The 13,001-nt window shown below is 64.9% G+C and carries 9 protein-coding genes, 1 tRNA gene and 1 pseudogene; 7 read left to right on the top strand and 4 right to left on the bottom strand.

Annotation, left to right across the window (positions count from 1 at the left end; translation table 11 throughout):
* Nucleotides 1–364 (top strand): annotated as a pseudogene (locus AP428_RS37400) (hypothetical protein); the annotation flags it as partial.
* Between the two features lie 690 nt (nucleotides 365–1,054).
* Nucleotides 1,055–1,975, top strand: a complete 921-nt coding sequence (locus AP428_RS09465; RefSeq protein ID WP_226292085.1) for a hypothetical protein — start codon at nucleotides 1,055–1,057, stop codon at nucleotides 1,973–1,975.
* A 93-nt stretch (nucleotides 1,976–2,068) separates the two neighbouring features.
* On the opposite strand, the gene AP428_RS09460 is transcribed toward AP428_RS09465, so the two are convergent.
* From AP428_RS09460 to AP428_RS09450, 3 genes are all read right to left on the bottom strand, one after another.
* Nucleotides 2,069–3,283, bottom strand: a complete 1,215-nt coding sequence (locus AP428_RS09460; RefSeq protein ID WP_011545894.1) for an integrase arm-type DNA-binding domain-containing protein — start codon at nucleotides 3,281–3,283, stop codon at nucleotides 2,069–2,071.
* A 163-nt stretch (nucleotides 3,284–3,446) separates the two neighbouring features.
* Nucleotides 3,447–3,521: transfer RNA gene (locus tag AP428_RS09455), tRNA-Arg, on the bottom strand.
* Between the two features lie 148 nt (nucleotides 3,522–3,669).
* Nucleotides 3,670–3,852: a rubredoxin gene (locus AP428_RS09450; RefSeq protein ID WP_006478164.1), complete on the bottom strand. Its 183-nt coding sequence runs from the start codon at nucleotides 3,850–3,852 to the stop codon at nucleotides 3,670–3,672.
* A gap of 198 nt (nucleotides 3,853–4,050) precedes the next feature.
* On the opposite strand from AP428_RS09450, the gene AP428_RS09445 reads away from it, so the two are divergent.
* The 5 genes from AP428_RS09445 to AP428_RS09425 all read left to right on the top strand — a co-directional run bounded on the left by AP428_RS09445 (nucleotide 4,051) and on the right by AP428_RS09425 (nucleotide 11,983).
* A complete protein-coding gene (locus AP428_RS09445) occupies nucleotides 4,051–4,455 on the top strand; it encodes a DUF4399 domain-containing protein (protein WP_011694346.1) in 405 nt (134 codons plus the stop codon).
* Nucleotides 4,456–4,686: 231 nt separating this feature from the next.
* Nucleotides 4,687–6,672, top strand: coding sequence for an ATP-binding cassette domain-containing protein (locus tag AP428_RS09440; RefSeq protein WP_011545892.1), 1,986 nt, complete (start codon nucleotides 4,687–4,689; stop codon nucleotides 6,670–6,672).
* A gap of 220 nt (nucleotides 6,673–6,892) precedes the next feature.
* Nucleotides 6,893–8,875, top strand: coding sequence for a DNA topoisomerase IV subunit B (gene parE / locus AP428_RS09435; protein WP_006478167.1), 1,983 nt, complete (start codon nucleotides 6,893–6,895; stop codon nucleotides 8,873–8,875).
* A gap of 70 nt (nucleotides 8,876–8,945) precedes the next feature.
* Nucleotides 8,946–11,267, top strand: coding sequence for a DNA topoisomerase IV subunit A (gene parC / locus AP428_RS09430; protein ID WP_011545891.1), 2,322 nt, complete (start codon nucleotides 8,946–8,948; stop codon nucleotides 11,265–11,267).
* 257 nt (nucleotides 11,268–11,524) lie between these two features.
* Nucleotides 11,525–11,983 (top strand): CopD family protein, encoded by a 459-nt coding sequence (locus tag AP428_RS09425; protein WP_006487629.1) that lies wholly within the window; start codon nucleotides 11,525–11,527, stop codon nucleotides 11,981–11,983.
* Nucleotides 11,984–12,041: 58 nt separating this feature from the next.
* Here AP428_RS09425 and AP428_RS09420 read toward each other — a convergent pair whose 3' ends face one another.
* A complete protein-coding gene (locus tag AP428_RS09420) occupies nucleotides 12,042–12,926 on the bottom strand; it encodes a LysR family transcriptional regulator (protein WP_011545890.1) in 885 nt (294 codons plus the stop codon).
* Nucleotides 12,927–13,001 lie beyond the last annotated feature (75 nt).

The following is a 13,001-nucleotide window of genomic DNA, read 5'->3' as shown; positions in this document are numbered from 1 at the left end:
AAACCGGGCGCAGGACGACCACCGGCCGAATGTGCCGCATCGAGCGGGCTTCAAGCAGCATGTGAAGCGCGACGAGCGGCGCACGCCCATCGCGTCCGATCGGGAGTATTACGCCGAGTTCGGCGGCAAGATGAGCGCCGACGATGCCGAAAGCGTCGAGACGGAATACCTGATCGAAGCGGCCGTGTTTCGCAAGGACGTGTGCGCCGGCTTCGATCACAAGATCGTCGCCAAGGCACTGATGAAGCGCGGCGTGCTGATGCCGCGCAGCGACGGCTATCCGTACCGGCAGGAGTACATCCCCGGTCACGGCAAGTTCATGGTCTATCGCGTGCTGCCGTCGATCTTCACGCTTGAGCTGTGAACAGCACCGCCGCCGTCCGGGAGGGCGGTGGCGGGCATTCCTTTGCGCGGCATATTTCTCCCGCGCGTCAAAGTTACTTTGAGCGATACGTGCCAGACGGAACCGGGCGGGCAGCTGCCGCGAATCTTGCCGCCACCGTAACAATCCGGGCTGGTTTATCTCCAGTATCTCCAGCGTTCTCCAAATCGTTTGGAGACACACGAAGCCTTACCCCGCAAGGCTTTGCGGCCGATTCAGGCGTTTATCTCCAAATCTCCAACTCGTTTTGCACTGAGCGGGCAGGCGTCGACCGACCGTAGCGACCGCGAAGCTATGCGGGGCACGGCTCTCCGGGATTCGATGGGCGTCGGAGGCGTGTTTTCGAGGGGGGTGTCCGCGATGCGCCCCGATCGGGCATTGTTGCGCCGACCGCAAGTGTCGGGGCGACCGGAAAGCGGGGGACCCTGCGTCTAGGGCAAAGACGCGGGGGCTCACACCCGCGTCTTTTCTCTACTGACGGCAGAAACAAGGGGGGCACATAATAATATGGGGCCAAATCACAAGCTTGCCCTATGCCTAGGCCGTTTCCGTTTTGCTGGTGGGGAACGCACGGAAGGGGGGCATACAGGGAAGGGCGAGATGGAACGCCGGCCGTCAACTGATCCGGGCCGATCGAGATTCGATGCTTCTACATCAATCAACGATTGCTGCATGTACGAAAATTCGTACCATATTCTCCTAGATACACCACGAACAATCTCACAACCGCGCTTTTCCGCCGCGACCTTGAATTGCGCGATTGATCCACATCTCACGACGACTATGAATCTTTGGGCAGTCAATCCAGTCTGGCAAAACTTCTCTTCGCTGTATCGGGAAGCGGTTACTGCGCGCGAGGCAAAGACGGGCATGGAGCGCTCGCATCATCTGACTGCGTCGCTCTATTTCGGTATCGCTGCGCTTGAAGCATTCTTGAACGAGAAGATGCGGGCACACATGAACGCAACGCATTCAGAAGAGGAGATTTTCAACAAATTGAGGAAGGGGCAGATCCTCGCAAAGATCAAGAAGTGGCCCACGGAATTACTCGGCAAGTCGCTCCTTCTCGGGCCCGCTACACTCGACCTGATCACTAACATTAACGACATCAGAGGCGATCTGACGCATCCCAAAACATCCGGGCGCGACATCTATGCAAAGCTTGAAACGATCAATCCGGATGCGGTGGTCGCAGCAGTTTCGGAATATGTCGTGAAATACCATGAAGCAGCGGGAACGAGATACCCGTATTGGATTTTCGGTTGGAACTACCTCAACCCTAGCCCGAACGTCCACGAGATCTACATCATCAACGATCAGCAGTTCTGCTTCTCGTTACAAGCCATTGGCTTCCCGGTACCAGCTGCGGCCCATTGGGAGGCAGAAGCTTGGCGCGATCAATATCTGAAGACGTTCGAGGGCTACGAGGCGATTCGTGACGCACTTGCAAAGCTGGAGTGTTGTGAACCAAAATTCGATCGATTTCCCTTCAAGCCAATTCTCTGCCGCCGGTGGTGGACATCTGAACACCACCGGACCTGTGGACATGTAACAGGCGAGGCTCTCGACTTTGCTCGCAACTATGGGCTCTAACTGATCCATCGTTTGGGCAACCACAGCACGTATTCGCTCCGATCGTTGTTGGTGCAGGGAGGTGGGCGAAGTCGCAAGGGCGACGGCGATTCATTAACGGGCTGACGCAATGCGGATGACCTCGGCTCCCGCTTTGAGCTGGTCGAGATGATCACCCCACGCCTGCATCATTCGTCTGCGCTCGGGCAGATATTCAGCGTGGACGTAGGCAGCCGTCACCTGATTGCGCTCGGCGTGCGCCATCTGGCGCTCTACAACGTCCCGGCCAAAGCCGAGTTCACGTAGAGCCGTGGCGGCGAGTCCGCGAAAGCCATGCCCCGTCATCCGCGACTTGTAGCCCATGCGATAGAGCGCGTAGAGCATGGTGTTGTTCGAGATGTGACTCCGGCCTTGCACGCTGTAGAACACGAATCGATGCTGGCCGTTGAGCGCGCGGAGCTGGGCGAGCACGTCGAGTGCCTGCCGTGAGAGCGGCACGATGTGCGGGTCGCGCATCTTCATGCGTTCCGGCGGTACGCGCCATTCTGCGGCGGCCTCGTCAAACTCCGACCACTCCGCACGGATCATTTCCGTTGTCCGCACAAACGTTAGTGCCATCAGGCGGAGCGCGAGCCGGGTGACTAGGTCGCCTTGGTAAGCGTCGATGTCTCGCATGAGCTGCGGAATCTCCGTCGCCTTCACGCGGGCCATGTGCTGTACGCCGGGCCCCTTCTTCAAGACCGTCTGCGCGTCGATGTCGGCTGCCGGATTCCTGGAGCATCGCCCGGTCATGATCCCGTACTGGAAGACCGCGCGCGAGCGTTGGAGGATTCGCTTCGCCGTCTCACGCACCCCGCGCGCCTCGACCTCGCGAACGATGCTGAGCATCTGCGGCGAGTCGATCTCCGCGATCGGGCGAGCACCGATCTTCGGGAACACGTCGACCTCAAGCGAATTCAGCACCTTCTCCGCGTAGCCGTCGCTCCAGCCCGGGCGCTGGGAGTCGAACCACTCGCGGGCTACCGCTTCGAATGAGTTTGCCGCCGCGATCTCGGCGGCCCGTCTTGCGTCCTTCTTCGCCTCGCCCGGATCGATGCCGGCTGCGATCTGCTCGCGGGCCTCGTCGCGCTTCTTCCGTGCCGTCGCAAGCGTGACGGCCGGATAGACGCCGAGGGCGAGCGTCTTCTGCTTGCCACGGAAGCGGTAGGACAAGCGCCAGTACTTCGCGCCGTTCGGTTGGACGAGCAAGAACATCCCGTTGCCGTCCGTCAGTTTGTATGGTGCCGCGCTGGCCTTAGCGTTCCGCACCTGTATGTCAGTGAGAGGCATTGTTGGTATCTGTGTTGTTGGTATCGGCTGATACCAACAAAAATACCAACACTTTCTCTGGCTGTCACTGAGCAACCTTGGGTAACGATAGGAGCTAGAGCGCCGCCAGACGGGCTTGAGCGGAGAGTTTCTTGGGAATCTTGGGGGAGGTTTGGGGCTTGGCTGGTCCCCCCGACAGGAATCGAACCTGTATCTAGCGCTTAGGAGGCGCTTGTTCTATCCATTGAACTACGGGGAGAGCCATATCCGGGCATTCGCGCAAGAGATGGCGAACCGGACGGCGGTGTGGACAGCGCGCAGAGTATAGCAAACGCGCGGCGCGTCGGCGGGGCGGAATGCACCTCCGACGCGCGTATCGCGTGACCAACCGCGATCGAAACAGAAAATCAGAAATCGACGACGACGAAATCTTCCTTGCCCACGTCGCACAGCGGGCAGCGCCAGTCGGCGGGAATGTCGGCGAAACGCGTGCCGGCCGGGATGCCTTCGTCGGGCAGCCCTTCCGCTTCGTTGTAGACCCACCCGCAAATCAGGCAGACCCAGCTCTGGTATTCGGTTACTTCGCTCATGTTGCGCTCGGGATAATGAAAATTCGGCGATGCCGTCCGTAGCGTGGCCGGCGGACGAAAGGCGCAATGGTACCGGAATTTCGCCTAACGCCTGCGCAACGTCGTTTTAAACGTACGCATCGCGAACAACCGGCGCCGTCGCGTCGGTCGGGCATGCAGTGTATGCTTCGTGAGCCTGTCAATCTGAAGGAGGAAACGATGCTCAACAGAAAGTGGATCGCGGGTGCAGTCTGTGTCGCGGCGCTGGCCGTATCGACGCTCGCGCGCGCCGAGGCGCGTGTGTTCTTCGTCGAGCCGCAGGACGGCGCGACGGTGTCGAGCCCCGTACACGTGAAGTTCGGTCTCGAAGGCATGGCGCTCAAGCCGGCCGGCGACATGACCCCGGATACCGGTCACCATCATCTGCTGATCGACGGCAAGCCGGTGCCGAAGGGCGATGTGATCCCGGCGACCGACCATTCGCTGCATTTCGGCAAGGCCCAGACCGAAACCGACGTGAAGCTGCCGCCTGGCCAGCACACGCTGACGCTGCAGCTCGGTGACGGCGCGCACCGTTCGTACGGTCCCGAACTGAGCTCGACGATCACGATCAACGTGAAATAACCGCACGTCCCGCGCCGACGCTCGCCGCGCCGCGCACGGGATCGGCCGATCGGCCGGCTGCGGGTATCCGGCCGGCGTTCCGCCGTTTACGCGGGCAAGTAAACGACGGCCGGCATCCAAAGCGAAAAGCCGCCCGCAACCCGCTCACGGCACCGCGCCGACGCACTTCAAGCGCAACCTGCGGCGCTCGTCCATCCAGCCAAGCCGATCCCGGCCCGCGCGCCCGGTACAATGGGCGCTTCCGATTTCTCTCTTCGCCGTCTCCCCATGTCGCTCTATTCCATTACCGGCGCGCAGCTCGCGTTCGGTCACGTCGCGTTGCTTGATCACGCGGATTTCTCGCTGGAAGCCGGCGAGCGGGTCGGCCTGATCGGCCGCAACGGCGCGGGCAAGTCGTCGCTGCTGAAGATCGTCGCCGATCTCGCGAAGCCCGACGACGGGCTGGTCACGCGCCAGCAGGAGCTCGTGACGGTCTACGTGCCGCAGGAGCCCGAGTTCGAGCCGGGCGCGACGGTGTTCGACGCGGTCGCGTCGGGGCTCGCGCACACGCGCGAACTGCTCGAAGAATACGATTCGATCGCGCACCGCCTCGCGGAGATCCCGGAAGGCGCCGAGCACGATGCGCTGCTCGCGCGGATGAACGCGCTGCAGTCGTCGCTGGACGCGCACGACGCGTGGAACTGGCGCACGCGCGTGTCGATGACGCTGGCGCAGATCGGCCTGCAGGACGTCGACGCAAGCGTCGACGCGCTGTCGGGCGGGATGCAGAAGCGCGTCGCGCTGGCGCGCGCGCTGGTGCTGCAGCCCGACGTGCTGCTGCTCGACGAACCGACTAACCACCTCGACTTCGACGGCATTCGCTGGCTGGAAGAGCTGCTCGTCGCGCAGCGCGCGGGCCTGCTGTTCATCACCCACGATCGCGCGTTCCTCGACCGCGTCGCGACGCGCATCGTCGAGCTCGATCGCGGTCGGCTGCTGTCGTATCCGGGCAATTTCTCCGCGTACCAGACGCGCAAGGCGCAGCAGCTCGAAGTCGAGCGGGTGGAGAATGAAAAGTTCGACAAGCTGCTCGCGCAGGAAGAAGTGTGGATCCGCAAGGGCGTCGAAGCGCGCCGCACGCGCAGCGTCGGCCGCATCGCGCGACTCGTGCAGATGCGCAACGAGCGCGCGGAGCGCCGCAATGCGCAGGGCAACGTGAAGCTCGATGTCGCACAGGGCGAGAAGTCCGGCAAGATCGTCGCGGAGCTGACCGACGTGACGAAGCGCTACGGCGGCCGCACGGTGGTCGACCGCTTCTCGACGACGGTCATGCGCGGCGACAAGATCGGCTTCGTCGGCCCGAACGGCGCCGGGAAGACGACGTTACTGAAGCTGATCCTCGGCGACCTCAAGCCCGACGAAGGCACGGTGCGCACCGGCACGAACCTGCAGGTCGCGTATTTCGACCAGATGCGCGCGCAGCTCGACCAGGAGAAGAGCCTCGCGGATACGATCAGCCCGGGGAGCGAATGGGTCGAGATCGGCGGCGTGCGCAAGCACGTGATGAGCTACCTCGGCGATTTCCTGTTCGCGCCGGAGCGCGCGCGTTCGCCGGTGAAGTCGCTGTCGGGTGGCGAGCGCAACCGGCTGCTGCTCGCGCGCCTGTTCGCGCGCCCGGCCAACGTGCTGGTGCTCGACGAACCGACCAACGACCTCGACATTCCGACGCTCGAACTGCTCGAAGAGCTGCTGGCCGACTACGACGGCACGGTGCTCTTGGTCAGCCACGATCGCGCGTTCCTCGACAACGTCGTGACGTCGGTGATCGCGGCGGAGGGCGACGGCAAGTGGCGCGAATATGTCGGCGGCTTCACCGACTGGCAGATCCAGAGCGAGCGCTCGGAGCAGCTCGCGCAGCAGGAAGCGGCGAAGCGCGCGGTCAAGGAAGCGGCGCCCGCGAAGGACGAGCCGGCGAAGAGCGCGGCCGGCCGCAACGCGCAGCGCACGGTGAAGCTGTCGTTCAACGAGCAGCGCGAGCTCGATTCGCTGCCTGAGAAGATCGCCGCGCTCGAAGCGGAGCAGAAGACGATCAACGCACAGCTCGAGGACGGCGCGATTTTCGCGAAGGACCCGCAGGAAGGCACGCGCCTGACCGAGCGGTTCGCGGCGATCGACGACGAATTGCTCGCCGCGCTCGAACGGTGGGAAACGCTCGAGGCGAAGCGCAAGCCGGTGTGACGCGCGCGGTGCGCGCCGATCCCGCGATTGGCGCGCCACGCGGAACCAGTAAAATACCGCGCGTCCAGGGCCGCGCCGCACACGCCGCGCGCCCGCTTTCGGAGCAGTCCAAGCACACCGTTGTTTCGATTCGCTTTTTTACGGAACTCAACGTTTTGTCCACGACGTTATCCACACGAGGTGTGGACAACGTCCCGATGAATGACGAAATTCAGCGCCTATGTCAACGAAGAAACCCAGCGCGGCCTATAGCGAAGCATCGATCAAGGTGCTCAAGGGTCTCGAGCCGGTCAAGCAGCGTCCCGGCATGTACACCCGTACCGAGAATCCGCTGCACATCATCCAGGAAGTCATCGACAACGCGTCCGACGAGGCGCTCGGCGGCTACGGCAAGCAGATCACCGTCACGCTGCACGCCGACCAGTCGGTCTCGGTCGAAGACGACGGCCGCGGCATCCCGTTCGGCATGCACCCCGAAGAAGGCGTGCCGGTCGTCGAGATCGTGTTCACGCGCCTGCATGCGGGCGGCAAGTTCGACAAGGCCGCCGGTGGCGCCTATACGTTCTCGGGCGGCCTGCACGGGGTCGGCGTGTCGGTCACGAACGCACTCGCGACGCGTCTCGACGTGACGGTGTGGCGCGATGGCAAGATCGCCGAACTCGGCTTCGCCGACGGCGACGTCGTGAAGCCGCTGTCCACGCAAGGCGCGGGCCGCGGCGAGAAGAAATCCGGCACGCGCGTGCAGGTGTGGCCGAATCCGAAGTACTTCGATTCGCCGAACCTGCCGCTCGGCGAGCTGCAGCGCCTGCTGCGCTCGAAGGCCGTGCTGCTGCCGGGCGTCGAGGTCGTGCTCGTCAACGAGAAGACCGGCGAGCGCCAGACGTGGAAGTATGAAGACGGCCTGCGCGGCTACCTGCTCGACGAAATGAACGGCAGCGAACTGCTGATCCCGCTGTTCGAAGGCGAGCGTTTCGCCGATTCACGTTCGACCGACGAAACCTTTGCAGAGGGCGAGGGCGCGTCGTGGGTCGTCGCATGGAGCGAGGAAGGCTCGCTCGTGCGCGAGTCGTACGTGAACCTGATCCCGACGCCGGCCGGCGGCACCCACGAGTCGGGCCTGCGCGACGGCCTCTACCAGGCCGTGAAGAGCTTCGTCGAGTTGCACAACCTGCAGCCAAAGGGCGTGAAGCTGCTCGCGGAAGACGTGTTCGCGCGCGTGTCGTTCGTGCTGTCCGCGAAGGTGCTCGATCCGCAGTTCCAGGGGCAGATCAAGGAGCGGCTGAACAGCCGCGACGCGGTGAAGCTCGTATCGTCGTTCTCGCGTCCGGCGCTCGAGTTGTGGCTGAACCAGCACGTCGAGCACGGCAAGAAGCTCGCCGAACTCGTGATCAAGCAGGCGCAGGCGCGCACGCGCGCCGGCCAGAAGGTCGAGAAGCGCAAGAGCTCGGGCGTCGCGGTGCTGCCCGGCAAGCTGACCGATTGCGAGACGGAAGATATCGCGCGCAACGAACTGTTCCTGGTCGAGGGCGACTCGGCGGGCGGCTCCGCGAAGATGGGCCGCGACAAGGAATACCAGGCGATCCTGCCGCTGCGCGGCAAGGTGCTGAATACGTGGGAAACCGAGCGCGACCGCCTGTTCGCGAACAACGAGGTGCACGACATCTCGGTCGCGATCGGCGTCGATCCGCACAGCCCCGACGACACCGTCGACCTGTCGAACCTGCGCTACGGCAAGATCTGCATCCTGTCGGACGCGGACGTCGACGGCTCGCACATCCAGGTGCTGCTGCTCACGCTGTTCTTCAAGCATTTCCCGCAACTGATCGAGCGCGGCCACGTGTACGTCGCGCGTCCGCCGCTGTTCCGCGTCGACGCGCCCGCGCGCGGCAAGAAGCCCGCGCAGAAGCTCTATGCGCTTGACGACGGCGAGCTCGAGGCGATCCTCGACAAGCTGCGCAAGGACGGCGTGCGCGACACGCAGTGGAGCATCAGCCGCTTCAAGGGCCTCGGTGAAATGAGCGCCGAGCAGCTGTGGGACACGACGATGAATCCCGACACGCGCCGCCTGATGCCGGTGAAGCTCGGCGAGCTCGACTACGAGGCGACCGTCGCGCGGATGACGATGCTGATGGGCAAGGGCGAGGCAGCCGCGCGGCGCGGCTGGCTCGAGGAAAAGGGCAACGACGTCGAAGCGGACATTTAAGCGGAGCGTTCCGCGCGGCCGGGCATGACGCCCGGCCCGGCCTCACGCCACTTACGAATACGGAATTCAGATGGACGACAATACTTCCGATCTCTTTGCCAGCCCCGACGCGCCCGAGAGCGACGCGCTGACGCTCGGCAACTACGCGGAGCAGGCGTATCTCAGCTACGCGGTCAGCGTCGTGAAGAGCCGCGCGCTGCCCGACGTGTGCGACGGCCAGAAGCCGGTGCAGCGCCGGATCCTGTTCGCGATGAACGAAATGGGCCTCGGGCCCGACGCGAAGCCGGTGAAGTCGGCACGCGTGGTCGGCGACGTGCTCGGTAAATACCACCCGCACGGCGACCAGTCGGCATACGACGCGCTCGTGCGGCTCGCGCAGGATTTCTCGCTGCGCTACCCGCTGATCGACGGGCAGGGCAACTTCGGCTCGCGCGACGGCGACGGCGCGGCGGCGATGCGTTACACGGAAGCGCGCCTCACGCCGATCGCGAAGCTGCTGCTCGACGAGATCGACCAGGGCACGGTCGACTTCATGCCGAACTACGACGGCTCGTTCGAGGAGCCGAAGACGCTGCCGAGCCGCATGCCGTTCGTGCTGCTGAACGGCGCGTCGGGCATCGCGGTCGGCCTCGCCACCGAAATCCCGTCGCACAACCTGCGCGAAGTCGCGGCGGCGGCGGTCGCATTGATCCGCAATCCGAAGCTCACGCACGCGGAGCTGATGAACCTGATTCCCGGCCCGGATTTCCCCGGCGGCGGCCAGATCATCTCGAGCGACACCGAAATCGCGGCGGCGTACGAAACGGGCCGCGGCAGCCTGAAGGTGCGCGCGAAGTGGAAGATCGAGGATCTCGCGCGCGGCCAGTGGCAGCTCGTCGTCACCGAGCTGCCGCCGAGCACGTCGGGCCAGAAGGTGCTCGAGGAAATCGAGGAACTGACCAACCCGAAGCTCAAGCTCGGCAAGAAGACGCTGACGCCCGAGCAGCTCAACACGAAGAAGGCGATGCTCGACCTGCTCGACGCGGTGCGCGACGAGTCGGGCAAGGAAGCCGCGGTGCGGCTCGTGTTCGAGCCGAAGTCGCGCACGATCGACCAGACGGAATTCGTGAACACGCTGCTCGCGTACACGAGCCTCGAATCGAACGCGACGCTGAACCTCGTGATGATCGGCGCAGACGGTCGGCCGGGCCAGAAGGGCCTGCTGACGATCCTCGACGAATGGGTGAAGTTCCGCCAACTGACGATGACGCGCCGGTGCCGCCATCGTCTCGCGAAGGTCGACGACCGCATCCACATCCTCGAAGGGCGGATGATCGTCTTCCTGAACATCGACGAGGTGATCCGCATCATCCGCGAGTCGGACGAGCCGAAGGCCGCGCTGATGAGCGCGTTCGGCCTCAGCGAGCGGCAGGCCGAGGACATCCTCGAAATCCGCCTGCGCCAGCTCGCGCGGCTCGAGAAGATCAAGATCGAGAAGGAACTCGACGCGCTGCGCGACGAGAAGGCAAAGCTCGAGGAACTGCTCGCGAACGAAAGCGCGATGAAGCGGTTGATGATCAAGGAGATCGAGGCCGATGCGAAGCAGTACGGCGACGATCGCCGCACGCTGATCCAGCAGGAAAAGCGCGCGACGTTCGAGGCGAAGGTGGTCGACGAGCCGGTGACGGTGGTCGTGTCGCAGAAGGGCTGGGTGCGTGCGCTGAAGGGCCACGGGCTCGATCCGGCCGGCTTCACGTTCAAGGCGGGCGACCACCTGTACGCGGCGTTCCAGTGCCGCACGCCGGATCGCCTGATCGCGTGGGGCAGCAGCGGCCGCGTGTATTCGGTCGACGTGTCGGTGCTGCCGGGCGGGCGCGGCGACGGCGTGCCGGTCACGTCGCTGATCGAACTCGAATCGGGTTCGCACCTGATGCACTACTACGCGGCGCCGGCCGATCAGCAACTGCTGCTCGCGTCGAGCAACGGCTTCGGCTTCCTCGCGAAGGTCGGCGACATGGTGAGCCGCCTGAAGGCCGGCAAGTCGTTCATGACGATCGATGCGGGTGCGGTGCCGCTCGCGCCGATGCCGGTGCTGCCGAACGCGACGCAGGTCGCGTGCCTGTCGAGCGGCGGGCGCTTGCTGGTGTTCGGGATGGACGAGATGAAGACGCTGTCCGGCGGCGGGCGCGGCGTGATCCTGATGGCGCTCGACGACAAGGAAACGCTCGTGCAGGCGCTGGCGATCGATCCGGCCGGCGTCGTGCTGATCGGCACCGGCCGCGGCGGCAAGCCGCAGGACGACACGCTGTCGTATGCCGGGCTCGCGCCGCATATCGGCAAGCGCGCCCGCAAGGGCCGTGCGCCGGACACGAAGCTCAAGGTCGTCAACGAACTGCGTCCGCTGCTCGGCTGACGCCGCGCGCTGCGCGGCCGCCCGGATCGTCCGGTTCGGCCGCGATCGACGGCCGAACGTCCGCTTCGGCGGCGTGCGGCTTTTTCTTGCCGGCGAGGATTCGGGTAAGCAAGCGTGGCGCTGTCACGCGGAATTTGCAAAATAGTGTGAAATCGCGCTGAGGGTCTGAACCGCCGCGCGGCTGGCGAGTCGAACGTCGCTTGATGCCGCGTGCGACGCGGCCGTTCGCTGCACCCCATTCATCACAGGATCGCCCCATGTCCCACGCCGTTGCCGTCGCGCTGTTTCTTCACCTGCTGGCCGTCGCCGTGTGGGTGGGCGGGATGGTCTTCGCGCACTTCTGCCTGCGCCCCGCGCTGTCCGACCTGTCGCCGCAGTTGCGGCTGCCGCTGATCGAAGGCGTGTTCGGCCGCTTCTTCAACTGGGTTTCAGGGGCCGTGATCGTGATCCTGCTGTCCGGCGGGTTCCTGTTGACGAGCTTCGGCGGCGCGCACGCGACGTGGTCGCTGCACGCGATGGCCGGGCTCGGCGTCGTGATGATGCTGATCTTCGGGCACATCCGCTTCGCGCTGTTTCCGCGCATTCGCCGTGCGGTGCAGGCGCAGAACTGGCCGGATGGCGCGCGCGCGGTGAACGCGGTGCGCCTGCTCGTCGTCGTGAACCTCGTGCTCGGCGTCGTCACGATCGGCGCGGCCGTGCTGTCGCGCGGTTTCTGACCGGCTGGCGCCAGCCCTCAGCCCTCCGTCCCCGGCAGGCTCGACGGCACACGCGCCGCTACGCGGCCAGCATCGCATCGAGCAGCCATGACCCGGCCGGCCCGAGCGGCCGGTTGCGCGACCAGACAGCATCCACCCGCACGCGGCGCGGCCAGCCGCGCGCATGCAGCTCGCACAGGCGGTCGCGCGCGAAGTGCTCGACCATCCAGCGCGGCAGTTCAGCCCAGCCGAACCCCAGCACCGCCATCTCCAGCAGCATCAGGTAGCTCGGCGCGAGCCAGTGCTGCGTGCCGACGACGATCCGGTCGTCGGTGCCGCGACCTTCCGTTTTCACGTAGGTATTGAGGCGCAGTTCGCGCACGTCGCGCAGCGCCGCGTGCGGCACCTCGGCGTCGCCATATGCGGCGAGCGCGTGCGTGCGGCCGACGAACAGCCCGATCTCCGATTTCTCCGCTACGGTCGCCGCGCCGATATCGGCGGGATAGGCCGCGCGCGCGGCCATCAGCCCGAGTTGCGCGCGGCCTTGCTGGATCAGGTCGAGGACGTCGTCGTGCTCGGCGATCTGGCATTCGAGCTCGAGCGCCGGAAAACGCCGTTCGAGCGCCATCAACGTCTCTTCGTAGCGCTTCGACTGGTACGTATCCGAGACGACGAGCGTGAGCCGCGCTTCCTCTCCGTGCGCGAGCCGGGCGGCCGTGCGGTCGATCGCCGCGCTGGCCTCGAGCGCGCGCTGCACGTGCGGCAGCAGCGCGCGGCCGGCGTCGGTGAGCGTCGGCGCGCGCGTCGAGCGATCGAACAGTTGCACGCCGAGGTCGATTTCGAGATTCGCGATCGCTTCCGACACCGTCGACTGGCGCTTGCCGAGCTTGCGTGCGGCGGCCGTAAACGAGCCGAGCAGCGCCGCTTCGGCGAATGCGAGCAGGGCTTCCGGGGCGTGGTGCATGCAGGGCTCCTGGCAGCGTTATATCGGTAAAACCGATGATATCAAACTGGATTCATACGGTTGTGCCGATCAAAA

Source organism: Burkholderia sp. E168m22 (assembly GCF_001319805.1).
Lineage (GTDB): Bacteria > Pseudomonadota > Gammaproteobacteria > Burkholderiales > Burkholderiaceae > Burkholderia > Burkholderia orbicola.
This window is presented reverse-complemented; position numbering and strand designations above follow the sequence as displayed.